Genomic DNA, 24,045 nt, shown 5'->3' on the forward strand with positions numbered 1-24,045 from the left:
GAGGTCCGAAGTGGACGTATCCCGTATCGCATGGCGTAAGAGTAGTCAGAGTGGCAACGGTTCCAACTGTGTCGAGGTCGGCATCTGGCACAAGAGCTCCCTCAGCGGGAACGGCCAGAACTGTGTCGAAGTTGCCCTCGCCGACAGCCCTCACCCTGGAACCGACCCCACCCCGGACGCCGACCGCCTCTTCCTGGTCCGCGACTCCAAGGATCCCGCTGGCCCTGTCCTGGCCTTCTCTCCCGCCGAGTGGGACGCCTTCCTCACCACCATCAAGGACGGCACCCTCACGGCGGACCGGGTGCTCTGACGCCGCCAGACGAGCACGGTGGTTCAGCGACTGCCACGTTCAAGCATGAACACCGATTGCTACGCCTTCGGAGACCACTCGTTGGCAAAGGCTTCCATCTGCTTGATCACGAGGTCCACGGCCTCGCGTTCCTCCTCGGGCGGGTAGTCGAACTTCGCCAGCAGGCGCCGGACGCGGCTGCGCAGCTTGGCACGCACCGGCTCGCGGGAGAGCCAGTCGACGCTGAGGTTCTTGCGGATGTCGGTGACCAGTGCGCGGGCGATCTCCGCGAGGGTGTCGTCCCCCATGAGAGCTTTCGCGAGGCCGTGGTTGGCCACGGCATCGTAGAAGGCGAGTTCGGCATGGTTGAGCGGAGGGTCGAATCGCTCACCGCGCCGGGCGTCCGCGGAGACCTCCTTTGCCATGGCGACCAGCTCGGCGATCATTTCGGCGCTGGTGAGCTGCTGCCGCATGTAGCGGGTCATCAGGTCTTCGAGGCGCTCGGTGAAGCTCTCCTGACGGACGATGTTGTGCCGGGTCACCTCACGCATCTTCTGCTCGATCAACCGGCGCAGCGCCTCGGCGACCAGGTGAGGTGTCTCGGACTCCTGGATCTTGCGCAGGTGCTGGTCGCTGAGCTGGGTGATGTCGAGCTGCCCGATGCCGGCCTCGGCGTACAGGTCGGTGATCTCATCGGCGTCGACGACGGAGGCCGCCAGCTGGGACAGGTAGAGGCTGACCTCGGCCGCCACCGGCTTGCCGCTGGCCTCGCGGTCCGCGGCGTCCAGCTTCACCATCCAGGCCCGCACCTCGCTGAAGAAGGCGATATCCCGGCGCCATGCTTTAAGGTCTTCGAAGCGCTCTGAGATCTCCCTGCTCATCGCACAGAGCCCGTAGAAGCGCTCCAGCCGCGTGGCGCTCTCCCGGAAGCGTACGGCGAGCGTCTTGGCTCCCGGCTCGCTCTGGTTGCCGGGGGTGCTCGGAGCACGCAGATGATTGGCCGTCAAGCGGCACGCGCGCGTCCGCGGCTGAGACGTGGAGGTGTCGACGAGTAGCGCCCGCCAGTCGATGCCGGCGAGCAGGCCGCAGATGGTCGAATACTCGTTACGAACCTCGGTGATGGCCCGTTCGACGTCCCGGCCCAATGTCTGGTCCTGCCGGTCACTCGGGGTGTATTCGGCGAGGGCCTTCTTGAGACTCTCGGTGAGTGGCGCGTAACCGACGAGCAAGCCGTCCTGCTTGCCGCGGAAACGGCGGTTGACACGGGCCAGGGCCTGCATCAGGTTCGCGCCCTGCATGGGGCGGTCCATGTAGATGGTGTGGATCGGCGGGGCGTCATAGCCGGTAAGCAGCATGGAGTGGACGATGAGCAGCTCCAGCTCGTCGTCGGGATCCTTCGCCCGGGCCTGGACGATCCTGTGCTGGGAGGGGCGCAGGGCGTGGGCTTTCAGGTGCTTCTCGTCGCTGGGAACGCTATGAAAGACGATCTTCATTTTGCCCTTGGTCGGGTCGTCGTCCGCCCATTCGGGTTGCAGCTCTTCGAGGGCGTCGTAGACCCTGACGCAGACGTCCCGAGTAGCACAGACGATCATCGCCTTGCCCGGCCCGCCGATCTGCGGGCGCATCAACTCCGAACGCTTCTCCCAATGCGCCACCAAATCCTCAGCGAGGGTCTTTATCCGGTCGGGCGCACCGTACACGTTGGTCATCTGCGTGGCGTAGTGCAGAGCCCGGCGGCGCTCGGCGTCGTCCATGCCTGCGGTCAGGTCGTCGGCCTGCTGGTCGATGGTCTCCGGATCCACATCCGGGGGCAGCGAGACCGGAATGAGCCGGGGCTCGTGGTAGACCCGGACCGTCGCGCCGTCATCTACAGCCCGCTTCAGGTCATAGACGTCGATGTAGTCCTTGCCCCCGCCGAAGACCTCGCGGGTGTTGGCCTCGGCTTTGGAAATGGGTGTGCCGGTGAAGGCGAGGAGCGTGGCGCACGGCAGAGCCTCACGCAGGCGCCGGGCGTAGCCGTTGAGGTTGTCGTAGTGGCTGCGGTGCGCCTCGTCGACGATGACCAGGATGTTGCGCCGGTCGGACAGAAGCGGATGGTCCACGCCGAGGTCCTTCTCCTCCTTCGTGCGGCCGAACTTCTGCAGCGTGGTGAAGACGATGCCACCAGTCCGGCGGTTGGTCAGCTCCGCGCGGAGTTCCTCACGCGTCTGCACCTGGATCGGGGTCTGACCGAGAAGGGTCTGACTGTCCTGGAAGGTGCCGAAAAGCTGGTCGTCGAGATCGGTGCGGTCGGTGATGACGACGATGGTGGGGTTGTTGAGCGCGGGGTGTCTGGAGGCCAGCGCGCTGGTGCACACCATCTCCTCGGACTTGCCGGAGCCCTGCGTGTGCCAGATCACCCCGGCCTGCCCGTTGCTGCGGGACGCCTCGACGATCGCCTCGACGGCCTTCTGAACGGCATGAAACTGGTGCGGCTTCGCGATGCGCTTGCCCTGGGGGGTGAAGTTGACGAAGTCGCGAGTGAAGGTTAGGAATCGCGGCTGGTTGAACAGGCCGTGCAGGGCGAGGAACAGCGCCTCCGGTCCTTCGTGGTCGGAGGCGTTGGTGTCCACCGGGTCACCGTCTTCGTCCACGTTCCAGGGCGCGAAGTGCTCATAGGCGGTGAACGGCGTGCCGTACTTGGCGGTGATCCCGTCGGAGATCAGGCAGAGCACGTTGTAGCGGAACGCGAGGGGAAACTCGTCGAGGTAGGTGCTCAGCTGGGCGTGCGCGTCCTTGAGCGTGGCGTGCTCGTCGGCGGCGCTCTTCAGCTCGATGACGGCGAGCGGCAGGCCGTTGACGTAGAGGACGGCGTCGAAGCGGCGCTTGCGGTCGTTGTCGATGACGGTGACCTGGTTGACGACGTGGTAGGTATTCGCGTCCGGGTTGCGCAGGTCGACGAGCCGGATCGTGGGGGTGTGCTCAGCGCCGAAGTCGTCGGTGTAGGTGACGGCCCGGATGCCGGAGGTCAGATAGTCGTGGGCGAGCCGGTTCTCGGGGAGGGCGTCGAGGGACTTGGGAGTGGTGGCGATGCTGAGAGCCTCGTCCACGGCGGTGGGGGGCAGGGCGGGGTTCAACCGCCCAATCGCCGCACGCAGCTCGTCGTAGAGGATCAGGTCGTCCCATGCCCTACGGCTCCCGGAGCCGGGGGCGACGTCCTTTCCGGCCTTGGGCTCCCAGGCAAGCTCGGCGAGCTCCTCCAGGGCGAGCCGCTCCCAGACGGACTCGGTCATCTTGCCATCGTGCTTGTCGGTCGTCATAAGGCGTCCTCGACGATCTGCTCCGCATCCCGGACACATAGCTTTCCGGACATTAATTGAGGGAGGAGGGTGTCACGAAGGGCAGCGAGGATACGGGATTCTTTTTGGCACCGCGCTGCAACCTCATCGAGCGAACGCAGTTCATCCGCCGTCTTGTTCTTTTGATGTTTCGGAACCCGAATATCAAGCTTGGAAATTAAGTCCGTCGAAAGGCGCCCAGCACCAATACTCGTCTCGTCAACCATCGCCATAATCTCCGGGGTCCTGGATCGGATGGCATGGAACAGCACATGTGAATCGATTGATTCGGCGGCTATAAGTGCTTTGCAGTCTTGCCCGAATGCCACTTCTCGTTGAGTGATGCCGACCCTGAACTCAGTCTTTAAACTTGATCCGCGAACAACGAAAATTACACTGCCGCTTGGAACGATTCGAGTTCCCGAACGAGCGCCAACCTCCGTCAGCTTCCGATCTGAGTCATCGATCCACGGCGATTTCAAGCTCAAAGCCGAAATCCATGGAATATCACCATTCCAATAGTCTGGTTCGCTGGTTTTTGGAGTGCCTCCAGATAGCCATCGTGCTGCAGCGTCAAGCGTGACCGTGCACCAGTCGGCAGACATGGCAGCGGCAGCCGAATATTTTGCGCTGGCGAGTTCGAGAGCTGTCGCTGCGGTGCGCTTGTTGGCCGCGATCTTGTCGTCCAACGCTCCAAGCACTTCCGCTATGACCAGCTGAAATTGCATTGGAGGAACAGGAATCCTCATGCGTGCAATATCTCGCACATTCAGACTATCGAAGATGGATCCCACGTTTATTAGACGTTCAACTTCCGATTCCCAATACTTCCCCCGCACCGCCCAGCGCAAATATTTTTGATTAACATCCATGCCGCTCGATCGCAGAATAACAAGGTTCTGACCAATGGCACATTCGAGATCATCAGGGATGACAGCAGAGTCGCCAACCCGTCCACGTCGAGTGATAATAACATCATCAGCGATGGGCTTCGTGCGGCGATTCCATTCTTCCAGATCACTTGTCGAGATAAGGCGAACCTGAGTGAGGTCTAGTCGACCATCAACAATGTTGGGGATGGCAATGTACGGATATCCAGTTTCAGCTTCTGGTGGTGTCCTATGCTCGCAATCATGGACCTGGACGCCAACTTTTGACAGCTCCAAAAGAGGCCAACCTCTAGGCATTAATACCTCCCAACTGCTCGCGCACGACCTTCTCCAGCCGCGCCGACTCCTCGAAGTGCTCGAAGAGCTCCTTCGTCAGCCGTGCGACCCGCTCCTCCACCGGCTCGGCATCCGGGTCCTCCTCGACCTCCGTCGCACCGACATACCGCCCCGGCGTCAGCACGAAGTCGTGCTCACGGATCTCCTCCAAACTCGCCGAGTGGCAGAAGCCGGCCACGTTCTCGTACTTCAGGCCCTTCGCTCTGGCTGACCTGGTCCCACGCCAGGCGTGATACGTGTCGGCGATCCGGGCGAGGTCCTCGTCGGTCAGGATGCGCTCGGTGCGATCGACCATCGTCCCCAGATTGCGAGCGTCGATGAACAGCACCTCACCGCGCCGTTCGGCCAGTGCCTTTGCACCCTGCGGGGTCTTGTCCTTGGTCAGAAACCACAGGCAGGCCGGAATCGCCGTGGTGCGGAACAGGTTGCCAGGCAGCGCCACCATGCACGCCACCAAGTCCGCCTGAACCAGCTTCGTCCGGATCTCCCCCTCCCCCGACTGCTTGGAGGCCATCGACCCGTTCGCCAGCACCACGCCCGCGCTGCCGCGCTCGCCCAGCTTGAAGACGATGTGCTGCAGCCAGGCGTAGTTGGCGTTGGACTGCGGCGGAACGCCGTACATCCACCGCCTGTCGCCCACGTTCCGTGCCCAGTCGGACAGGTTGAACGGCGGGTTGGCCATCACGAAGTCGGCCTTGAGGTCGGGCAGCTTGTCATCGTCGAAGGTGTCGGCCCAGCGGTCGCCCACGCCCTTGGGGTCCATGCCGTGGATGGCGAGGTTCATCTTCGCCAGGCGCCAGGTGCGCTCGTTGGTCTCCTGGCCGTAGACCGCGATGTCATGGGTGTGGTCACGGCCCGCGTGCGCGGTGACGAACTTGCCGGCCTGGACGAACATGCCGCCCGAGCCGCAGCACGGGTCGTACACCCGCCCTTCGTACGGCTCAAGAATTTCCACCAGCAGCCGCACCACGCTCGCGGGGGTGTAGAACTCCCCGGCGCGCTTACCCTCGGCGCGGGCGAACCGCTCCAGGAAATACTCGTAGGTCTCGCCGAGCACGTCCTGCGCGGGACGGGCACCGTGGCCGGTGAAGCGGGCGTCGCTGATCAGGTCGACGAGCTCCTTGAGCCGCTTCTTGTCGACGTTGTCCCGGTTGAATATCTTCGGGAGGACCCCGGTGAGGGTCGGGTTCTCCTTCATGATCGCGTCCATCGCGTCATCGAGGAGCTTGCCGACGCCGTCCACCGCGCTCTGCGCATTGTCGGAGATGTAGTCCCAGCGGGCGGGCGGCGGGACCCAGAAGACGTTGGCCTCGGTGTATTCGTCCTTCTCCTCCAGGAACGCCGCGCGGCGGTGCTCGGGAAGCTCGGCCAGCTCCGGATCGGCCGCGAGCGTGGCGCGGCGTTCGGCGAAGGCGTCGGAGACGTATTTGAGGAAGACCAGGCCGAGGACGAACTCCTTGTACTGGGCAGCGTCCATGGAGCCGCGGAGCTTGTCCGCCGCCTTCCACAGGATGTCCTGGATCTCCTTGGTGCTGGACATGCTGAGCAGTTCGCCCTGGCCGGGGGTTGCTCGCTTGCGGGGGGGCATCGTTCTCTTCTCCGAGGGGGTGGGAGCCAGTGATGAAAGGTGGTGATGGATCAGGAATCGTCGATGGTGAGGGTGCCGTCGGCGAACCCCGCGACCGTCAGACGGTGGATCTCGACGAGCGCGTCGTCCTGCGCGCGTAACAGCTCCCGGCGCCGGTCGATGTCGGCGAGGAAGGCGTCGAAGCGCTCGACGTCCATCGGGTCCAGATCGGGGACCGCGAAGTCCTCGATCCGCCGCGCGGGCCGTACCGCACCGGGGCTGCGGCCGGTGTGCTTCGCCGCACCGAGCAGGGCCGCGAGGACGCGGGGGGTGAACGGACGTTCGGCGTCGGGGATGATGCGCAGGATGCGGGCGGGGAACTCGACGATGGAGAAGCCGCCGTGGTCGACCATCAGGCCGAGCCGCGGCGCGACGGTGTAGACGATGTCGCCGGGCTCGGTGAAGGCGGCATACCTGTACGTGGCGAGGACGGCTCGGTCGATGCGTCGCGCGCCGACCGGGGCGGCGCCGCAGATCTCCTCGGGGCCGAGCACGTCATGGTGACCGCCTGGCACCACGTGTCCGGGTTCGATGCGGTGGCCTTTGACCTTTACCACGCGCCACTCCGCGATGAGGGCTCCGACGGTGGCGGGCATGGGCACGGTGCCGGTGCGCCGTACGACGTTGACGCGCGGACGGTCGTGCTCCTCGGCGTGCCCTCGGGCGTGTTCGGCGGCCCGCGCCAACCGGCCCTCGGCCTCGGCGATCAGTGCGGGGCGTTCGTCCACCGTACGGGCCAGGACCTGGGAGATGGGCGGCCCCGGTGGAGTGAGCGGGCCACCGAAGTCCTCGTCGAGCCGCTTGACGGAGACGATGCGCCCGTAGCGGGGATCGTGCCCATCCTCACGGCGGTGGCCTTCGGCACGCCAGAGCAGGACGTCCTCGGCCAACCGGGTGCGCACCTGTTCGCTCAGCGACTCGTCGCTGATGTCAGCGAGCAGCACGTATCCGCGTGCGGCATCCACCGGGTCGCGGGTGAGCACCCACAGCGCGCAGCGGTAGCCGGGGCGGTACGGCGTCACGCCGCCGGGGAGATTGACGACGGCCTCGACGACACCGCTGCGCAGCAGACCCGAGCGGAGCTGGGCCTCCTCGGTGCCCGGCAACGCGTCGACGAGGGCGTCGGCGGGACCGAGCACGAGAGCGGTGCAGCCGGGACCCAGCAGATCGCTGATCCTCTCGACGCCCTCCAGCGCGGCGATCTTCGAACGCTTCTCGCCCGCCTGGTAGGGAAGCTGAGTGACGATCAGGTCCGGATCCGCCAACCGCTCCTCCAGATCGCTGCCGGCCTGGACGTCGAGGTCGAGCTCTTCGACGCCACTGAGCAGCAGCCGACGGCGGATGAGTCGGGCGAGCCAGCCGTCCGGCTCGGCGGCCAGGGCGCATACCGTCGTGGGATCGTCGACGGCACGCACGATCGCCGCCAGGAGATCCCCCGCCTGGGCGTGAGGGTCGGCGACGGTGATCTTCCCGCGTCGCTCCACCGTGGACCGGGGATCGGCGAGCTGGACGAGCAACTGCCGAAGGTCGAGAGTGAGCGCCTCGGCGGCGAGTTCGGTGAGGCCGAGGCGTGCCCGCAACTCCAGGAGCCACTCGTATGCGCCCTCGTTGGTGTAGGCGGCCTCAACCAGGTCTTCGGCGAGATGCGCCAGCGCGGCGGCCGAGTCGTCGGCGGCCCGCAGCTCGCGCAGGACGAACTCGTCTTCCGGATCCATCCGTTCGGCCCGGCGCCAGAGCGTGCCCCACTCGTCATGCGCGTTTATATGTGCATTGACTGTTTTGTCGGAAATAAGAGGCTTTTCGGCAAGGTGGCGTAGGCAGAGCAAGCTGCCGACGATCTCGATGAGATTGCGTGAGCCGAACCGGTCCGCATGGGCCGTAATGACATAAAGGGACAATTCCGCCCGGAGTTGGGCAGGGTCGGCCTTACCCAGCCCCGTGGCGAGCAGCCATTCGACCACCTCCCGACCGTGGAACCACGGGCGTCCGGCGCTGGCGGAGACGGCCGAGGGGAAGTCTGCGTACCTACGGCGCCAGGTAGAGACCACGGAGCGCTGCACTTGTGCCATAACGGCAATTTCGGACATCGAGACCAGCCCGATATCAGAGGTTTCCGGGAGCGTGGACGGTGTGTGCGCCATACGATTTCTCCCTCCCGTAACCATTGCCGGACTTCGGCTTTGCCTACCTTACGACCAGAAAGGAGAAACGAAGTCACTTTTATTGACAAGGGGGGTTATCAGTAATTTCTTCGGCTAGATGCGCGAAGGGTGCCACTCTCGACCCACACCGCCCCGGACCCCTCCGGATCTGGTGAAACCTCACGGGGCCTCAGCCGTCCCATGTCGAGAGCGAGCCTGAACGATGAACCTGACCATGCCGACCACAACCGTCGAGGGCATCCGGCTGACCGTGATCCCGTTCCGCACGGACGCGGTGATCGGCACGATGGGGCTGCCCACGCTGCTCCAGCTCGTGCCCTCCCCGAAGACCGAGGAGGACAAGCGGGCGCTGAAGTACGCTCCCGGCACCCTGCGCCGGCACGCCGAGCTCCGTAGCCTGGTGCAGCGGATGCTGAAGTCCACCCAGAAGGGCCGGAACGTTACCGCCTACGCCTCCTACATCGCCTCCGGCCTCAACGGTGAGTACGGCTCCGGCTGGTCCACTCCGCCGATCACACTCTGGTTGGACGGGCAGCCCGGCGCGGTCGGCGACGAACTGGTCTCCGGCAGCGGCATCCGCACCATCACGATGATCACGGGCTCACCGGTGATGGCCATCGATGGGGAGACCCAGGTCGCCGCCTGGCACGAGCTGTACGACAACCCGGAGCGCTTCGGGATCACCTACGAGCGGTTGAGTGCGGTCCGGGTGCCGTTCGAACTGTATTTCGGGCTGGGTGTCGAGGACGCCCGGCAGATCTTCTATGACCGCAACGTCGAAGGGGTGCCGGTCGCCAAGAATCTGGCGATGTCCATGGACCAGCGCGACATCGGCACCCAGCTCGCCCACCGCCTCGCCGGCGCGGTCAAGGTCGACCACGACGGAAAGATCGTGTCGTTCGCCAAGCTGGTGCAGTCCCGCAAGCGGCAGCTCACCAAGACTGACCCGGAGCTCGTCACCCTCTCCGCCCTGCGGGTGCTGGTGATCACCGCGCTGCACGGGAGGGCCGGCCTCGGCCTGTCCTCCGCGACCCTGCACGCGAACGACCTGCCGGAGGGGGTCACCGCCGAGCAGGCCGAGCGCCGGCTCGTCCCCCTGCTGTCGGTGCTCATCACGCAGCTGTATCCGCACCTCGCCGTGCGCGGTGCTGTCTCCGCGCCCGCCGTACTCGCCGGGATCGGCATCGCCGCGCATCAGGCCACCGGCTGGGCGGTCTCAGGCCGACAGCTGAGCCAGGACGAGCTGGTCGAGTTGCTGGACTCGGTGCGCTGGGAGCGCGAGGCCCGCTACTGGGACGGCGTCGCCGCCAGTGCGAACGCCCAGGGGACCCTCAACTTCGGCGGCGGGGCCAAGGACTCCGGCGGGCGGGTCGCCGACGCCCTGTTGCACCCCGACACCGAGCACGGCCGCAAGATCCGCGGCTGGTAGTGCAAGTCGCGCGAGCCCGGGCTGCGCCGCCATACCCACGTAGCCCGGATCCGCGCCGGCGAAACTCGGCGCAAGCTTCAGCTCAGGAGGAGACCTCACCTGATCGCAACAACGGCGGGATGAGCAGCGACGCGGATCCCCGGTGGTAGAGCGCTGCCGGTCTGCCGGTCTCGGGAAAGCGGCGCTCGCCCGTGGGGTCGAGGAACCCTTCGGCCCGTGTCACCTTCCTGCGGAAATTACTGGGATCGAGCTTGAATCCCCACACGGCCTCATAGATATGGCGCAGGTCGCCGACGGTGAAAGGTTCAGGGCAGAACGCCGCGGCCACTGTCGTGTGCTCAAGCTGCGACCTCGCCCGCTCCAGCCCGTCGCGGAGTATCGCGGCGTGGTCGAAGGCCAGTGACGTGTCGTCGGAGAGAGCGGACGAGACCGGCTCCCATCGTGCCGCTGTGGCATCGGTGCCGGCGACGGGCAGCGGCAGATCGGGGCCGAGCGCCAGATAAGCCACCGTGATCACTCTGCCCCGCGGATCACGATCCGGGTCACTGTAGGCATGCAACTGCTCCAGATGCAGCGTGCGACCGTCAAGCCCGGTCTCCTCACTCAACTCCCGTAGCGCGGCCTCATCCAGGGTCTCCCCGTCACGGACGAACCCGCCCGGCAGCGCCGCCTGTCCCAGGTACGGCGTATTGCCGCGCTCGATCAGCAGGACCTGCAGCCGCCCCTGCCGGACAGTGAAGATCACCAGATCGACCGTCACAGTGGCCGACGCCCGGGTTCGGCTGGATCTTTCCATCACAAGAACACTTTAGCTAAAGGTCATGTTGACTTAAAACGTCGGGGCAACTTATGGTCGGACTGACCTAAACGAAGAGTGGAGGAGGGCGACTTGGCCCGACCCAGTGCAGTACGCAGCGGAAAAGAACACTGCGAGACCATGAGGGAGGATGCGGCCACGCGGCACCTCTGCGCAGGCGTGTATCTCGATCCCGCCTTCCGCCGAGTCGTCCTTCGCCAGGTGCACAACGACACGACACGCATGGTCGCCCCGTCCTACGGCTTCGACCTCGTCCCGGTCGTGAGGCATGCCTGGAAGTCATGGGGCCTGGAGATGGGGCAGCACGTGTGCGTCCTGGCGGTGTTCGGGACCGGCTTCATGGTCAATCCGCCGGCCATCCTCGCCGTCGCCAGCGGGCTCGGCTTATGGCACCTGTCTCGACTGATGGTCAGAAGCGCCGTGGCGGTGCTCCCGCTCCGGAGCAAAGAGGCGATGGACAGGTTGCTGTGGCGGACGAGGTGGCGCAGAGAGTCAGACGAACTGCGGCAGCAGACGCGCCTCCTTCAGCTCAGTGGTGTGGGATGCGGCGCCCTCATCGCGGCGCCGCCCCTGATCGCCGGAATCTCCCAGACGTCTCTGGACGAGATGGCGACAGCGGCGCTGCTTTTCACGCTGCTCATCGTCCTCGCAGTGGCAGGAAGGGGCGCCATCCACCAGTTGTGCCTCAACCGCATGCACGGCACGGGCCCCCTGCGCCCCCGCAAGCTCACCCGGCGGGAGCAGACGATCAACGATCAGCAATCCCATCCCTATGTCGTTTATCGCAGGCCCTTGCCTCAGGAAACCGAAAAAAGCAAAGAGGATCTCGACTTCGATCTGCTGGACAGCAAGACGAGTCCGTTCATAGGAAGCGGCAAGCTTATTCACCGGTGGATTCCTCCGCTCACAATTCAACTTCTAAGCAGCGAAGGCGGGCCGGATACTTCAATGGAGGAGCGCGAGCGGATGGCTCCGCCGTTCAAAGCACGCGAGCTTGTTGCGCATCTGAAAGAGGCGATGGGCGCAATGGGAGACGTCAGCGACCCGACCAGACTGCGAGGCTTCGACAGAAACGATCGGCTCTATATAGCAGAGGCCGATGTTCCACCTGACCCTGAATGGCTGAGAGAGCGACCCGATCGGGACGACATAGGAAGAATCGTCGATGACCCCCATGGCATCGCCCATCATTTTCTGGAGATCCGCACAAGCGTCACCGGCGAGGTGATGACAACGGTTTTCCTGCGGGTGAGCATCAAGGGCCGAGCTCTCAGTCTTGACTTCGCCGCCTGTGCGTTGACCCGCACGCCGGCCGAATACCACCTCCTCAACGCTTTCAAAGAGAACGACAGAAGCGCGGTGCTGCGTTCCGCGTTTCGTGGGCTGCGCAACCTGCCGGCCGGGGTGGCGGAGGTACGGAATCTGGTCGAAGCCCCATCATTCCTGATCGGCGCCGCGTTGGCGCGGAGGAACCGCTTACTCGTTCCTCGCCGCGGAGCGGCCATCGGCGCCCAGTTGAGCATTAGAGAGGAGAAATCCGTTCCTTGGAACCAGGCGCAACTGGACAAGGCAACGATATATGACTATATGAAACTCATCGAGCAGCGACTTCTGAAGGCCGCCGAAGAATTCCTGGAGCTAAAAAAACTCGACACCTCGGCATTCAATAAAAAGGCGACCAGTATCGTGAACATGGGCGTGCTCAGCATGGGAGGAAAGATCGAAATGAAGCAGTCGGCGGTTGGCGCAAATGCTCAGGTCCGCCCCGACACCCGCGAGTCCGATGACAGCCACGGGGATTCCCCCATGGAGTAAGGAGAAATCATGAACGGCAACAGCGGCATCGTCAACTACGGAGGGTCCATGGAGGTCAGCCAGTCCGCAGTCGGGCACGGGGCGACGGTCAACATACCGGCCGACCGCGAGAAGAAAGCAGCGAACGCCAGACGCGCCGACGTCGGGGTGATAACCATCCTCACCGAAGAGGCCAGAGCGGTCCACAACGTGCTCGGTCTAGAGCGCGCCCCAAGTAGCGAACTCCCTTTCTTCGACGGAACCGTGAACGTCCGCGGCGTGGCCACCCGGGTCGCCGCGATCCGCGCCCTGGCTCAGGGGCAGAGGTCGACCATGATGGCCTTCGACAATCTTCGGCGGCACTACAACCCTGCGGTCGTCGTCCTCACCGGGATCGGCGGGGGCATCCACAAGGACATCGCAGTCGGCGACGTCGTCCTGGCCACCCGGGTCGTCTACTACGACCTCCGCAAGGAAACCCCTGATGGACGGCAACACAGAGGTGAGGAGCGGGAAACGCCGGCTGCGATCGGCCACGCCGTCCACGCCTTCTTCACCGACTACGGCGAGCCTGCCAAGTTTCACACCACCGACACCGACGGCACCATACGCGACTACCGAGTGCTCACCGGACCGATCGGCTCTGGTGAAGCAGTGATCGCGGACGCAAAGTCGGAGATCATCCGATACCTGAAAGCCTTCAACGACAAGATCCTCGCCGTGGACATGGAAGCCGGCGGCCTAACCCAGGCCTTCCACGAGCGGGGCGGGTCCCAGACCGTGATCGGCTGGGCCGTCGTACGGGGGATCTCCGACGATGCCAGTTCGAAGAAGAACGACGACTACCACGAGATCGCCGCGCGGCACGCGGCGACGGTCCTGCGCAACCTCCTGCCCTATCTGATGATCGGCAGGACCTGACGACCTGACTTTCCCGCGGCCTTCAATGAAGGAGACGAGAGATGGACGCGTTCACGCTCGGTGTGGTGAGCTCTCTTCTCGCCACCGCCCTCACCGTCGTAGGAAGTTGGGCTTTCTCCATGCGTTCCCGCCAGTGGCCTGTCGCGCTTCTCTCCCGGCTGACAGGTCTGGGAGTCCGCCGCGTCCTCTCTCTGCAGTCCCTGGCCTCCCGGGAGTTGGCGACCGAGCTGGCCCGCGCACGCTGGGTGCGTGTTCTCGCTGGCCGCGGCAACGAGCTCACCCGCGACGGGTTCGCCACCGTCTGGGAGGCCGCGGGCAGGCGTCTGGAGTCCGTACAAATCCTCCTGCCCGACGCCAGCCTCGGTCCCGGATCCTGGCTCTCCAGACGGGAGGAGGAGATGCGCCGGGTGGATCTGGGCTTCTCCTCCGGACTTCTCGCCGAGCAGGTTCACATCAACGCCGCCTATGTGAGTGAGGTCGCCCGGCACCGCGAGCACGTCTCGCTGCGGTTCTACGATCTGCCGAACGTGCACCGCGTCATCGCCACCGACAACGTCGCCTACCTGACCATCTACCAGCAGGCGAAGCACGGCCGTAACTCGCCATGCATCGTCGCGCACCGTCCCGGGCTGATGTACGACTACGCGCTCCTTCTATTCACCACCGCCTGGGACCACAGCCGCCCGGCGGAGTCGAGTCAGGGTTGATGTCGCCACATCACGTCATACGGCCGACTCGTGCCCGTTCGATACAGGGGCCGCCGGTTCTTCGAGATCGGTGTCGAGGCCATGCCGCACAAGCAGGATGTGGAGGACGCGCAGACGCCCGCCGTACAAGGGCATGGTGGTGTAAGTAAGTCTCTGTAGATCCTGTTGAGTAGCCGCGACCGTCTCACGGCGATCATGAGTGGTGGGGATGTGAACCGTGGAGAAACGGCTCGTCGAGCTTGAGGTGGAGAATTTCCGAAGCTTGCGGAGCATCAAGCTCCCTCTAGGTCCGGTGAACGTGCTCATCGGCCCGAACGGCGCTGGCAAGACAAATGTGCTGAAAGTCTTCCGGTTCCTCGCCGACATGATCCGCACCGACTTGATTCCGGCGATGGACGAGCACGGCGGCTTCGACGAGATCCTGTTCCGGGGGGGTGAGAGCATCCCTGACCACTTCCGGATCAAGCTGAAGGCAGCGTGGACTCCACATGCCACCCTTGAGGATTCCGATGAGTATGAACTGGTCGTTGCTCTGAACGACCCCGCGTCTCAGGGACAGCTCACCAGATTTGAGCGATTCAAATTCCCAGGGCCCCAGGGGGGTAACGAGATCCTCATCAGAAGCGACGCGGTCGAAGTGCGGGCCGTCTCGGTGCGCCACACTCCGTCAATCCTCGATGTCCTTCGGTCCGACGCGCACATGCGCACCACGGGGATCAGCAGCCTCAGCAGCGGCCTGTCTACCTTGCCGCGGCTTTCGGAAGAAGCCGGAGCGCGGGAGGTCCGTGCCCTGGCCTCGCGGCTCGGTGAGTTCCGCGTCTTCGACGTAAGCGTCGACGCCGCACGGCGACCGTCCAGGCTTCTCCAGAGGGGGGGTGATTCTCTCGAAGACGACGCAGCCAATCTCGCCGCCTTCCTGCTCACGCTCCGAAAGGAAGACAGCGACGCCTGGAGCCGCCTTGAGGAGGATGCCGTCACGGTGCTTCCCCAGCTTGAGTCCATCGACTTCGAGTATCCGTCGGGCGCGGCACGAGAGGTCGTCGTCGTTCTCCACGAACGCGGGCTCCGCCGACCCACCCAACTCGCCGACGCTTCCTACGGCACAATCCGGCTTCTTGGCCTCCTGGCACTGCTCTACGATCCGAGACCCCCCGCGCTGACCTGCGTGGAGGAGATCGACCACGGCCTCCATCCACAGGCACTCGAACTACTCGTGGAGAGGCTCCGTGAGGCGAGCGAGCGGACCCAGTTTCTCATCGCCACCCACTCTCCGGCCTTCGCCGACCGCTTGAAGCCTGAAGAGCTGGTGATCTGCCAGCGGCAGGACGACGGATCCTCCGCGATCCCGGCACTCTCCGTCCAGCGCATCATCGAGATCGTGGAGGCGAGCGAGGGGGAACCGCTGGGTGAGCTGTGGTTCGCCGGAGCGCTGGGCGGCGATCTGTGAGCCGGAAGGGCGGCACGCGGATAGCGGCGACCAAGCGGCCGATCGTGGTGCTCGCCGGAGAGGCCAGCAACGACCGCAGGTGCCTGCGCATCCTCCTGGAGGCGTACTGCCCGGACATGCGCGGTCGCCTCGTGGAGATCAACGGCACGCTGCGGCTCTGTGACGCGACAGGCATCGAGCTGGAGAGACGGGTCGAAAGGCTCCGAAGGCTCGTAAACGCGCGAGCCGCGAGAGATAGCGCCGAGGTCGCGTGCGTGTTCATTCACGAGGACCTCGACAGGACAGACGGGGCTGATTACCATCCCATCCGGGAGCGTGTGGAAAAGGCGCTTGGGAAGGCATTCGACTCCGCCCATCACGTTCTGGCCGTTTGGGAGACAGAGGCGTGGCTCCTGCTGTTTCCCGATGCTCTGGCGGCGCTGGTAGCGGGGTGGAAGCTTCCGCAGAAGTACTGGGGAAAGGACACTGGCAGGCTCACTGATCCCAAGCGGATCCTGGTGGAAGAGATCAGCAAGTCGGGCAGGAAGTATCGAGAGTCCGACGCGCCTGATGTCCTGGAGAAGGCCATCTCCCTCGGGAAGCTCGGCAGTCCTCTGGGCTCGAATCGTTCCTGGAAGCAGCTACGGGATGACGTCGGACGTTGCTGCGCGGAGCACATCTCAGGCTGAAAGCCTTGTGCTGATGGGGCAGGAAGATCGCTTGTTTGCCTGGGGCATCGGAAGGCCGCGCCTGGGCCTCTGCCCTGATTGACGAGCATCATGGGGAAGCGACAGCCCGCCAAGGTGCCGGGCCGTACCTTCGTTTTGGCCCCTGGATCTCGGCCTGTCATGAGCATCTCCCTCGATGTGACGATATCGCATCAAGATCCTTTTCTTCGCCGGGGCATCTGCCGGCCAAGCCCCGACGAAACCTCTGAACGTTTCATACGTCGTACCCTTTTAACGCCTTTCTGACCTGCGCAAACGCCTTATGATCCACCAGCAGGAACGCGTGTCGTTTACACCTCGGTAACGGCGACTTAGAGTCCGTTTCGCGTGAGCGCCTCACCGCCGTCGATCAGTAATTCCTCATCCCCCGAAAGGGAGGATAGTTCTGTGAGTAAATGGCGAAGTATCGCTGTTGCCGCTGCGGTCGCGCTCATGTCCACCCTGCTCGCCGTCGTTCTCGTGCCCGGCCAGGCCTCGGCGCACGGCGCCATGATGGTGCCCGGCAGCCGCACCTTCTTCTGCTGGCAGGACGGCCTGTCGTCGACCGGACAGATCATTCCCATCAACCCCGCCTGCGGGGCGGCGGTGGCCCAGAGCGGGCCCAACTCGCTGTACAACTGGTTCAGCGTGCTCCGCTCCGACGGCGCCGGACGGACCCGCGGGTTCATCCCCGACGGACAGGCGTGCAGCGGCGGCAACCCCGGCTACAGCGGGTTCGACCTCCCGCGCGCCGACTGGCCGGTGACCCACCTGACCGCCGGAGCCGGGATCCAGTTCAAGTACAACAAGTGGGCCGCCCACCCCGGGTGGTTCTACCTGTACGTCACCAAGGACGGCTGGAACCCCAACCAGGCGCTCACCTGGGACGACCTTGAGTCGCAGCCCTTCCACACCGCCGACCACCCGCAGAGCGTCGGCTCTCCGGGCACCAACGACGCCCACTACTACTGGAACGCGACGCTGCCCTCGGGCAAGTCCGGCCGTCACATCATCTACTCGGTCTGGCAGCGGTCCGACTCCAACGAGACGTTCTACAACTGCTCCGACGTCGTCTTCGACGGCGGCAACGGAGAGGTGACCGGCGTCGGCCGGCCAGGCCCCACCCCGACCCCCACCCCGACAGTGACGCCGACCCCCACTCCGACGCCCACCGTCACGGGCGGGCCGGGGAGCGGATGCACCGCCACCTACCGGACCGTCAACTCCTGGTCGGGCGGGTTCCAGGCCGAGGTGACCGTGGCCAACCGGGGCTCCTCCAGCCTCAACGGCTGGACGGTGAACTGGACGCTCGGCAGCGGCAGCACCGTCAACAGCCTGTGGAACGCCACCTACACCACGTCCGGGTCCGGTGTCACCGCCAAGAACGCCGACTGGAACCGGACGATAGCGCCCAACGGCTCGACCACGTTCGGGTTCACCGGCGGGGGCACCAGCGGCTCCCCCACCCTCACCTGCACCAGCCCCTAGGAACACCGGGGCCTGCACCCTCACCCGCACCAAGCCCCTGGGAACACCGGGTCCCGGCCGGTCGTCACCGGCCGGGACCGCCGTCCGCCTCCCTGGACCGCTGCCCACTTCTCGCGGAAGGAGCCCCGTGGTGTCCGGAAAGGTGGCGCCCGGAAAAGGAAGGGCGGTGCCCGGAAAGAGGGTCTCGTCATGGCTGGGTCTCATCTCGCTGGGGGCCGCGGCCGCCCTGGTCGCGGCGGCCTGCGCCGGCGGGGGATCGTCGGCGCGGCACGCCGTCACGCACCCGCCGACCCGGCACGCCGTCACGCACCCGCCGACCCGGCAGGCCGTCGCGCACCCGCCGGTCTCCCCTTCCGGATGCACGGCCACGGTCACCCTCGTCGAATCGTGGCCGGGCGGCTACCGGGGCACCGCGACGATCGGCAACACCGGCGGCCGGCCGATGCGGGACTGGTACATCCAGTGGATCATGCCCCGGGGTGCGACGCTCACCCAGGCCTGGAACGGCACCCCCATGCAGAGCGGTCCCGTCGCGATGATCCACGCCCCCGCCGGGAAACCCGCCCTGTCCCCGGGGGCCGGGGTCTCCGACATCGGCTTCGTGGGCGCCGCCGCCTCACCCCCGACCTTCACCCAGATCACCTGCGGCTAGGGTCTGTCTGGTCGATCATGGCGCACCTGCGGTGGGCTCCTCTCCCTCAGCCCGGCTCTTCCTTGAACCGGGGTCTGTTTCAGACCCTGCCTGTCAATCGCCGAAGAGACTCGAAGCCTCGACTGTCAGAGGCGCGCAGTACGGTCCTGGCATGGCAGCCAGAATCGATCTGACCCTTGACTGTACGGATGCGCAACTCCTCGCCGAGTTCTGGAAGACGGCGCTGGGGTATGTCGACGAGCCTCCGCCCGCTCCCTTCGAAACCCGCGAGGAGTGGTTCGCACAATTCGACCTGCCGGAGGACGACTCCGTGGAGGACGGCGCGTGGCTCTGCGATCCGGACGGCGTCGGCCCCCGGCTCTCCATCCTCAAGGTCCCCGAGCCCAAAACGGCGAAGAACCGGCTTCATATCGACGTCCAAGTGCCGGGCCATGGCAGTGCCGATGAGCGATGGGAGCGGGTCATAGCGGAGTCCGAGCGGCTGGTAAGGGCGGGCGGGAACGTCCTGGAGGAGTTCGACAGGCACCACATTGTGATGGCCGATCCGGAGGGCAATGAGTTCTGCGTCGCCGCGGCCTCGGTCTGAGGGGCGACAGCCATCGCTGCGGGACTGGTACATCCAGTGGATCATGCCCCGGGGTGCGACGCTCACCCAGGCCTGGAACGGCACCCCCATGCAGAGCGGTCCCGTCGCGATGATCCACGCCCCCGCCGGGAAACCCGCCCTGTCCCCGGGGGCCACGGTCTCCGACATCGGCTTCGTGGGCGCCGCCGCCTCACCCCCGACCTTCACCCAGATCACCTGCGGCTAACAGCTCCTGACGGAATGACTTTCGCTGTGTCCCCTGCCCGTCTCGACGCCGGGCAACTTTTCAGCAGGATCACGCATCTAACAGCCCATGATCGAAAAGTTGGGCAAGAGAGCGATGATATCGGTGATCGCAACGGCGGTCATGGTGGCCTCGGCGGTCGGCGCGGCCAGTACGGCCCAGGCGGAGACCGTCAAGATCCCCAAAGGGTTTCTGCTGACCGAGGCCGAGGCGACCAAACCCCTCACTGAGGATCAGGCGGCCGAGGAGTGGTGGACGGTCAGCGACAAGCTGACCAAGCCGCTTGAGCTCAACCCCTGCCGCTCCAAGGAGAAGCCCCGCGATGGCCGCATCGCGATGCGGACCATCATCGGGGGGACCAGCGCCCCCTCGTACGTCACCGAGCAGCTCGTGCTGTATCCCAGCGCGAAGAACGCCGGGGCCGCGTTCCGCAAGCTCCGCGCCGACGTGGAAAAATGCGCTAAGGCCAAGGCTCCGCAGACGGCGACCGTGGCCGGGAGCTTTCACCGCTACACCGGCAAGAAGGTGAACATCGCAGACGAGGCTCTGCTGGTCAAGGGGAGCTCCTACGAAAGGGGCACGGAGGAGCCCCTCAAGGGCAAGCTGTACATCTCCAGCGGAGAGCGGTACGTCGTCGTCCGCCGCGGGAGCGCCTTGGTCCTCTACACCGCCGACTCCTACTGGGCCGGCGAGGACACGACCAAGATACTCACCAACAGGGCGAAGAAGATGGCCAAGAAGGTCTGCGACCTTCCCGGCGTGTGTACTCGGCGAGGATGATTGCCGGCTCTCGGCCGATGTCCGGCAACGCTCATGGTGGGCATCGAGTCCCTCCGCTCCCACGGAAAGAGATCCTCAAAGACAGTGCGGCAGGCATTCTGTCAGGCGCTCTTCTTCCGGCGCCCGCTGGGCGGATGGGGTTGTCGGTACGCGCAGGGTTGACGCGCCCCGGTTGGCACGTATCTTTCACTTAGGAAAGTTTCCTAAGAGTTTCCTCTGTTGCAGATCCCCGAAGTAAGGCGCGAATCGGGGCGTACGGAACGTGAAACGGCCATCCGTCACCAGTACTAGGAGAGGGTATGAGAAGAACCCTGCGCGTCCTCGCCGCGACCGTGCTCGCGGCGGGAGTCGTCACCGTCGGGTCGAGTGCGCTGAGCCCGGCGTCGGCACGAGTCAATGACTGTGACTACACCTTCGGTCAGAACTCGTTCTCCGCCCGATGCGCGACGAACGGCCCCGCCTACGAGTTTCGCGCGTGGGTCCAGTGCGTCAACGGCCGTAGGGACGGCGGCTGGGTGACGACCAACAGCGGCCAGTGGAGCATAGCGAGCTGCGGACCATGGTGGATCGACCGCCTGAGCTACGGCGTGGACGTGCGCCCGCTCCCCTGACGCGGGTACGGCGGTACCGCCACGAGGGGCGGTACCGCCGGGGCGTGGCCGGCTGCGGTGCTTCCGGCGAAGAGCTCCTATCAAGAAGAGCTCCTATCGAAATTCGGTGATGTCCGGTCCGAATGCCTCGATCGCCTCGGCGTCCGGAACCAGCCGTACGACCACCCCTCCGCCTGCCGTGACACCGTCCGTACCGAACATGTGCGCCATCGGCTCAGCGACGATCAGGACGCGCGCGTCACCGGCCAGATCGACGTTGGCCCCGGCCCTGAGAGCACCATCGATATAGCGACGCCCATCGATGGTGATCGGCGGCGCGGTCGCAGGGAAGGCGATGCCGGCGGCCACGGCCTCGGGCAGTGATGCGGAGCCGTGCCTGTCCCATATCACCGCCTCGCCGGTCTCGGCGTCCACCGCTGGGATCAGGAGCGGCCGGTACGGCCATTCCTCTGCGCCGACCAGGTACCGCATCCGGGCGGAGCTTGATGTTGCGGAACTTCGCCGACGACTCCATCCCGAAGCCGTAGATGTCGATCGTGCCGAGCTCGGCGTTGCAGTCGAACCCGACAGGCTTGTTCTGGGGTGTGCCGTCAGGCGCGACCGTCGCCTGCCGTCCGCGTTGCCGACCAGCCAGATACGCCGCTTCAGCAGCGGTGAAAGCCATGGCTGGACCATAAAACGCATCAACCACGCCCTCACGCGACTCGCCCGCCCTGCGCCTGGCCGTGCGGCTGACCGCGTGATCGGAACAGCCGTCCGGCCACCGGAATGCATGATCGACTTCGCGGCGACGACTCATTAAGGTGGGGCGTTCGATCGCATTCACCCCCCAGATCGCATTCGCCCCCCAGGAAGTGGCACATGCCCCGCCGTTATCGTTCAGGCATTCCCGCCCTGCTCATCGTGAGTGTGTACGCCGTCGCACTGGCGGTCGCCGCCGTGATCGCGCTGACCATCGGCGACCTCGGCGTGTTGTGGCGGTTGTCGCTGTTCACGGAGGTGAACGAAGACGCCGCGGCGACGTGGCCGAACGTGCTCATCCTGGTCCTGGCCGGCTCAGTATGGGCCTGGGCGCTGTGGCAGAGCCTGCGCGGACCACTGGCGGGGCCGCCGCCCGAGCTGGACCGGGACGCGCGGCGGCTGCGGGTGGCGCTGTACGCCGCGGCGGCGTCCTGGCTGTTCTACTTCCTCATACCGTCATGGCCCTGGTGGGTGACGGTGCTCGACGCCGTGGTGATGTGGGTGGTCGTGCTGCTGTTCCACCCGGTGCTGGTAGGCAACCTGAAGTATGCCGATCACCTGCGGGGCGCGGGTGTGCTGGCGTACGGAGGCACCGCCGCCGTCGAGGTGCTCGACGTCCTCGACCGGCCCACGCCCGGCTGGCTGTCCTGGATCTGCGGCCTGGCGGGCCTGATCTGGACGGTAATGATCCTGCGGGCGCAGCGCCGGGACGGCCGCTGGCGGCGGGCCACCATCCTGTACGGCGTCGCCTCCCTGCTGGCGCCGATCGGTCTCGGGCTGGCGAGCGGGCTGCTCGTGGTCGCGGGGAACGTCTACGATGCCATGTCGGCCGCCAACGCCCTGATGTTGATCTGGCTGGCCCGCTCCGCCCACGAACTCGCCGACCCGCGCCATCAGCCAGCCCCGCCTTCGCCCCTCCCGGCGCAGCCGCCTTCGCCCCTCCCGGCACAGCCGCCGGCGCCGTGACGGCCGCGGCCGGGTCCTGCAGGATGACCCGGCCGCTGAGCTTCCCGCCGTCGAGCGGGGCCACCGGGCAGCAGGCCGTCCTGTGCCGGGGCCGGTGCTCCTCCGCGCCGGGGACCGGCCCGGCGAGGCCGATCCCGTCCTTCCTCGACGGCGCATACCGCACCCCGGTGCCCGCCCCCGGCGGGCCGGCCGTCAGCGCTTCCCGTAGCGCTGCTTGAAGCGCTCCACGCGACCGGCGGTGTCGATCACCCTGCCGCGCCCGGTGTAGAAGGGGTGGCTGGCGGAGGAGACGTCGACGTCGACCAGCGGGTAGACGTTGCCGTCCTCCCATTCGACGGTCTTGTCGCCGAACATGGTCGAGCGGGTCAGGAAGGCGAAGCCCGCGCTCGGGTCGCGGAAGACGACCGGGCGGTAGTCGGGGTGGATGCCCTGCTTCATGGCTATCGGTCCTCTCGGAACAGCACGTGCTTGCGGAGGGTCGGGTCGTACTTGGTGAGCGTGAGACGGTCCGGGTCGTTCCGACGGTTCTTGCGGGTCACGTAGGTGTAGCCGGTGCCCGCGGTCGACCGCAGTTTGATCACGGGACGTAGCTCGTTCCTGGCCAAGCTCGGCTCCTCTCCGGTTGACGGATCATGCGACGCCATCGATAACCGTTTTCATTGCTGAGACATTCCCGCGGGAAGGTCCCGCCTCCGCCGTTCTCATCGCCGGGCCGCAGGACCCGGCCGAGCCCCGGCCGGTCACCGAGGCCCCGGTACGGGAAGGAGACCCCGCGGCCGGCCGCCGTACTACCGCCCCCGGCCACCCCGGCGGACCTCCCGCACCGTGACCCGCACGAGAGGGCGCCCCTTTCCTTTGCTCCCCGTCCGGCCGGCCGGATAAATGGTTTGAACCGCCGGTCGGCGAGCTGCTGGCTGTACTCGGTCATGAGGTTGGTGACAGTCGGCTGATCGGTGGAAGACCGTCGAGTGCGCTGTGACGCCGTTGGGTGTTGTAGTAGTCCATCCATGGTTGCAGTGCCTCGGCGCGTTCGGTGTTGCTGGTGTAGGCCTGCCGGTAGGCCCACTCTGTTTGCAGGGTCCGGTTGAAGCGTTCGACCTTGCCGTTTTGCCAGGGGCAGTGCGGCTTGATGAATTTCTGCCGGGCTCCGATGGCGGCGACCGCGGCGGCGAAGGCGGCTGAGCGGCGGTGGGGGCCGGTCCGCAGCGCAGGGCGCGGCGGCAGGTCACGACGTGCTCTTCGACGGCTGCGGGGGTGCGGTTGGCCACGCGGTGCGGGCGCGAGGAGCGTTCTTGCGGTCCGGGCCGGCCGTCCTCGTCGTAGCGGCGCACCCAGCGGTGGGCGCATTGGCGGGAGATGCCCAGTTCCTTGGCCACGTGCGCGACGGGCCGGCCGTCGAGGCGGACGTGCCGTATCAGCAGGGTACGGCCGTGCATGGTCAGGCGGGCGTTAGCGTGGGCCACGAAGACCTCCGGTTGAGTGGTGAGGACGGCAATCTCCACCACATCCGGAGGTCTTCTTATTGATCAAGCATCAGCCACGGCGTGTCACCAAC

Annotated in this window: 22 protein-coding genes and 2 pseudogenes; 14 read left to right on the forward strand and 10 right to left on the reverse strand. The window is 65.8% G+C overall.

Annotated features, from left to right (window positions below; genetic code table 11):
- The first annotated feature begins 10 nt into the window (after positions 1–10).
- Positions 11–310: a DUF397 domain-containing protein gene (locus SROS_RS36445; RefSeq protein WP_012893962.1), complete on the forward strand. Its 300-nt coding sequence runs from the start codon at positions 11–13 to the stop codon at positions 308–310.
- Positions 311–369: 59 nt separating this feature from the next.
- Here SROS_RS36445 and SROS_RS36450 read toward each other — a convergent pair whose 3' ends face one another.
- Genes SROS_RS36450 through SROS_RS36460 form a run of 4 tightly spaced genes read right to left on the reverse strand, consistent with a single transcriptional unit; the run spans position 370 to position 8,174 of the window.
- Complete coding sequence (locus tag SROS_RS36450) at positions 370–3,588, reverse strand: type I restriction endonuclease subunit R (RefSeq protein ID WP_012893963.1); 3,219 nt, start codon at positions 3,586–3,588, stop codon at positions 370–372.
- The gene (locus SROS_RS48190; protein ID WP_169369469.1) at positions 3,585–4,772 is read right to left on the reverse strand and encodes a restriction endonuclease subunit S; all 1,188 of its coding nucleotides are present in this window, start codon (positions 4,770–4,772) and stop codon (positions 3,585–3,587) included. Before SROS_RS48190 ends, SROS_RS36450 begins: the two co-directional genes overlap by 4 nt.
- 13 nt (positions 4,773–4,785) lie before the next feature.
- Positions 4,786–6,420, reverse strand: coding sequence for a class I SAM-dependent DNA methyltransferase (locus SROS_RS36455; protein WP_012893965.1), 1,635 nt, complete (start codon positions 6,418–6,420; stop codon positions 4,786–4,788).
- A gap of 50 nt (positions 6,421–6,470) precedes the next feature.
- A complete protein-coding gene (locus SROS_RS36460; RefSeq protein WP_245564411.1) occupies positions 6,471–8,174 on the reverse strand; it encodes a DNA methyltransferase family protein in 1,704 nt (567 codons plus the stop codon).
- Positions 8,175–8,835: 661 nt separating this feature from the next.
- Between SROS_RS36460 and SROS_RS36465 the strand changes: the two genes are divergently transcribed.
- Positions 8,836–10,050, forward strand: coding sequence for a DNA sulfur modification protein DndB (locus tag SROS_RS36465; RefSeq protein ID WP_245564413.1), 1,215 nt, complete (start codon positions 8,836–8,838; stop codon positions 10,048–10,050).
- Positions 10,051–10,132: 82 nt separating this feature from the next.
- Here SROS_RS36465 and SROS_RS36470 read toward each other — a convergent pair whose 3' ends face one another.
- Entirely contained in the window at positions 10,133–10,846 is a 714-nt protein-coding gene (locus SROS_RS36470; RefSeq protein ID WP_012893968.1) for an NUDIX hydrolase, read from the reverse strand.
- A gap of 141 nt (positions 10,847–10,987) precedes the next feature.
- Here SROS_RS36470 and SROS_RS48905 point away from each other — a divergent pair, with 141 nt between their 5' ends.
- The 11 genes from SROS_RS48905 to SROS_RS36525 all read left to right on the forward strand — a co-directional run bounded on the left by SROS_RS48905 (position 10,988) and on the right by SROS_RS36525 (position 20,783).
- Positions 10,988–12,682, forward strand: a complete 1,695-nt coding sequence (locus SROS_RS48905; RefSeq protein WP_012893969.1) for a hypothetical protein — start codon at positions 10,988–10,990, stop codon at positions 12,680–12,682.
- A 9-nt stretch (positions 12,683–12,691) separates the two neighbouring features.
- Positions 12,692–13,582 carry a 5'-methylthioadenosine/S-adenosylhomocysteine nucleosidase family protein gene (locus tag SROS_RS36480; protein ID WP_012893970.1) on the forward strand — a complete coding sequence of 297 codons (891 nt, stop codon included), beginning with the start codon at positions 12,692–12,694 and terminating at the stop codon, positions 13,580–13,582.
- 41 nt (positions 13,583–13,623) lie between these two features.
- Positions 13,624–14,289 (forward strand): hypothetical protein, encoded by a 666-nt coding sequence (locus SROS_RS36485; RefSeq protein ID WP_012893971.1) that lies wholly within the window; start codon positions 13,624–13,626, stop codon positions 14,287–14,289.
- Positions 14,290–14,506: 217 nt separating this feature from the next.
- Positions 14,507–15,736 carry an AAA family ATPase gene (locus SROS_RS36490; RefSeq protein ID WP_012893972.1) on the forward strand — a complete coding sequence of 410 codons (1,230 nt, stop codon included), beginning with the start codon at positions 14,507–14,509 and terminating at the stop codon, positions 15,734–15,736.
- Positions 15,733–16,404 (forward strand): hypothetical protein, encoded by a 672-nt coding sequence (locus SROS_RS36495; RefSeq protein WP_012893973.1) that lies wholly within the window; start codon positions 15,733–15,735, stop codon positions 16,402–16,404. The genes SROS_RS36490 and SROS_RS36495 overlap by 4 nt, the downstream gene beginning before the upstream one ends.
- Positions 16,405–16,875: 471 nt before the next feature.
- Positions 16,876–17,910: a lytic polysaccharide monooxygenase auxiliary activity family 9 protein gene (locus SROS_RS36500; RefSeq protein ID WP_148269312.1), complete on the forward strand. Its 1,035-nt coding sequence runs from the start codon at positions 16,876–16,878 to the stop codon at positions 17,908–17,910.
- Between the two features lie 166 nt (positions 17,911–18,076).
- A complete protein-coding gene (locus SROS_RS36505; protein ID WP_043653677.1) occupies positions 18,077–18,562 on the forward strand; it encodes a cellulose binding domain-containing protein in 486 nt (161 codons plus the stop codon).
- A 151-nt stretch (positions 18,563–18,713) separates the two neighbouring features.
- Complete coding sequence (locus SROS_RS36510) at positions 18,714–19,148, forward strand: VOC family protein (protein ID WP_012893976.1); 435 nt, start codon at positions 18,714–18,716, stop codon at positions 19,146–19,148.
- The gene (locus tag SROS_RS36515; protein ID WP_081453305.1) at positions 19,117–19,374 is read left to right on the forward strand and encodes a cellulose binding domain-containing protein; all 258 of its coding nucleotides are present in this window, start codon (positions 19,117–19,119) and stop codon (positions 19,372–19,374) included. Before SROS_RS36510 ends, SROS_RS36515 begins: the two co-directional genes overlap by 32 nt.
- Positions 19,375–19,461: 87 nt before the next feature.
- Positions 19,462–20,172 carry a hypothetical protein gene (locus tag SROS_RS36520; protein WP_012893977.1) on the forward strand — a complete coding sequence of 237 codons (711 nt, stop codon included), beginning with the start codon at positions 19,462–19,464 and terminating at the stop codon, positions 20,170–20,172.
- A gap of 299 nt (positions 20,173–20,471) precedes the next feature.
- Entirely contained in the window at positions 20,472–20,783 is a 312-nt protein-coding gene (locus SROS_RS36525) for a hypothetical protein (protein WP_012893978.1), read from the forward strand.
- A gap of 93 nt (positions 20,784–20,876) precedes the next feature.
- Here the strand turns inward: SROS_RS36525 and SROS_RS51415 are convergent, their stop codons facing one another.
- On the reverse strand, positions 20,877–21,254 hold the full coding sequence (locus tag SROS_RS51415; RefSeq protein WP_052317114.1) for a patatin-like phospholipase family protein: 378 nt from the start codon (positions 21,252–21,254) through the stop codon (positions 20,877–20,879).
- Positions 21,255–21,644: 390 nt separating this feature from the next.
- On the opposite strand from SROS_RS51415, the gene SROS_RS36535 reads away from it, so the two are divergent.
- Positions 21,645–22,490, forward strand: coding sequence for an LTA synthase family protein (locus SROS_RS36535; RefSeq protein ID WP_012893979.1), 846 nt, complete (start codon positions 21,645–21,647; stop codon positions 22,488–22,490).
- A 192-nt stretch (positions 22,491–22,682) separates the two neighbouring features.
- Here the strand turns inward: SROS_RS36535 and SROS_RS36540 are convergent, their stop codons facing one another.
- The 4 genes and pseudogenes from SROS_RS36540 to SROS_RS54630 form a co-directional block, all read right to left on the reverse strand.
- Positions 22,683–22,928 (reverse strand): type B 50S ribosomal protein L31, encoded by a 246-nt coding sequence (locus tag SROS_RS36540; protein WP_012893980.1) that lies wholly within the window; start codon positions 22,926–22,928, stop codon positions 22,683–22,685.
- 2 nt (positions 22,929–22,930) lie between these two features.
- A complete protein-coding gene (gene rpmG, locus SROS_RS36545; protein WP_012893981.1) occupies positions 22,931–23,095 on the reverse strand; it encodes a 50S ribosomal protein L33 in 165 nt (54 codons plus the stop codon).
- A gap of 319 nt (positions 23,096–23,414) precedes the next feature.
- A pseudogene (locus SROS_RS54625) lies at positions 23,415–23,648 on the reverse strand (integrase core domain-containing protein); the annotation flags it as partial.
- 116 nt (positions 23,649–23,764) lie between these two features.
- A pseudogene (locus SROS_RS54630) lies at positions 23,765–23,926 on the reverse strand (helix-turn-helix domain-containing protein); the annotation flags it as partial.
- Positions 23,927–24,045 lie beyond the last annotated feature (119 nt).

It is taken from the genome of Streptosporangium roseum DSM 43021, assembly GCF_000024865.1.
In the GTDB taxonomy this organism is placed as follows: Bacteria; Actinomycetota; Actinomycetes; order Streptosporangiales; family Streptosporangiaceae; genus Streptosporangium; species Streptosporangium roseum.

What these genes read in the sequence shown, in the direction of transcription:
- SROS_RS36525 (WP_012893978.1), top strand. Translation starts at nt 20,472, where the DNA reads ATGAGAAGAACCCTGCGCGTCCTCGCCGCGACCGTGCTCGCGGCGGGA.
- SROS_RS36510 (WP_012893976.1), top strand. Translation starts at nt 18,714, where the DNA reads ATGGCAGCCAGAATCGATCTGACCCTTGACTGTACGGATGCGCAACTC.
- SROS_RS36470 (WP_012893968.1), bottom strand. Translation starts at nt 10,846, where the DNA reads ATGGAAAGATCCAGCCGAACCCGGGCGTCGGCCACTGTGACGGTCGAT.
- SROS_RS36515 (WP_081453305.1), top strand. Translation starts at nt 19,117, where the DNA reads ATGAGTTCTGCGTCGCCGCGGCCTCGGTCTGAGGGGCGACAGCCATCG.
- SROS_RS36450 (WP_012893963.1), bottom strand. Translation starts at nt 3,588, where the DNA reads ATGACGACCGACAAGCACGATGGCAAGATGACCGAGTCCGTCTGGGAG.
- SROS_RS36535 (WP_012893979.1), top strand. Translation starts at nt 21,645, where the DNA reads ATGCCCCGCCGTTATCGTTCAGGCATTCCCGCCCTGCTCATCGTGAGT.
- SROS_RS36480 (WP_012893970.1), top strand. Translation starts at nt 12,692, where the DNA reads ATGAACGGCAACAGCGGCATCGTCAACTACGGAGGGTCCATGGAGGTC.
- SROS_RS36500 (WP_148269312.1), top strand. Translation starts at nt 16,876, where the DNA reads ATGTCCACCCTGCTCGCCGTCGTTCTCGTGCCCGGCCAGGCCTCGGCG.
- SROS_RS36465 (WP_245564413.1), top strand. Translation starts at nt 8,836, where the DNA reads ATGCCGACCACAACCGTCGAGGGCATCCGGCTGACCGTGATCCCGTTC.
- SROS_RS51415 (WP_052317114.1), bottom strand. Translation starts at nt 21,254, where the DNA reads ATGCGGTACCTGGTCGGCGCAGAGGAATGGCCGTACCGGCCGCTCCTG.
- SROS_RS36540 (WP_012893980.1), bottom strand. Translation starts at nt 22,928, where the DNA reads ATGAAGCAGGGCATCCACCCCGACTACCGCCCGGTCGTCTTCCGCGAC.
- SROS_RS36460 (WP_245564411.1), bottom strand. Translation starts at nt 8,174, where the DNA reads ATGGATCCGGAAGACGAGTTCGTCCTGCGCGAGCTGCGGGCCGCCGAC.
- SROS_RS48905 (WP_012893969.1), top strand. Translation starts at nt 10,988, where the DNA reads ATGAGGGAGGATGCGGCCACGCGGCACCTCTGCGCAGGCGTGTATCTC.
- SROS_RS36485 (WP_012893971.1), top strand. Translation starts at nt 13,624, where the DNA reads ATGGACGCGTTCACGCTCGGTGTGGTGAGCTCTCTTCTCGCCACCGCC.
- SROS_RS36520 (WP_012893977.1), top strand. Translation starts at nt 19,462, where the DNA reads ATGATCGAAAAGTTGGGCAAGAGAGCGATGATATCGGTGATCGCAACG.
- SROS_RS36455 (WP_012893965.1), bottom strand. Translation starts at nt 6,420, where the DNA reads ATGCCCCCCCGCAAGCGAGCAACCCCCGGCCAGGGCGAACTGCTCAGC.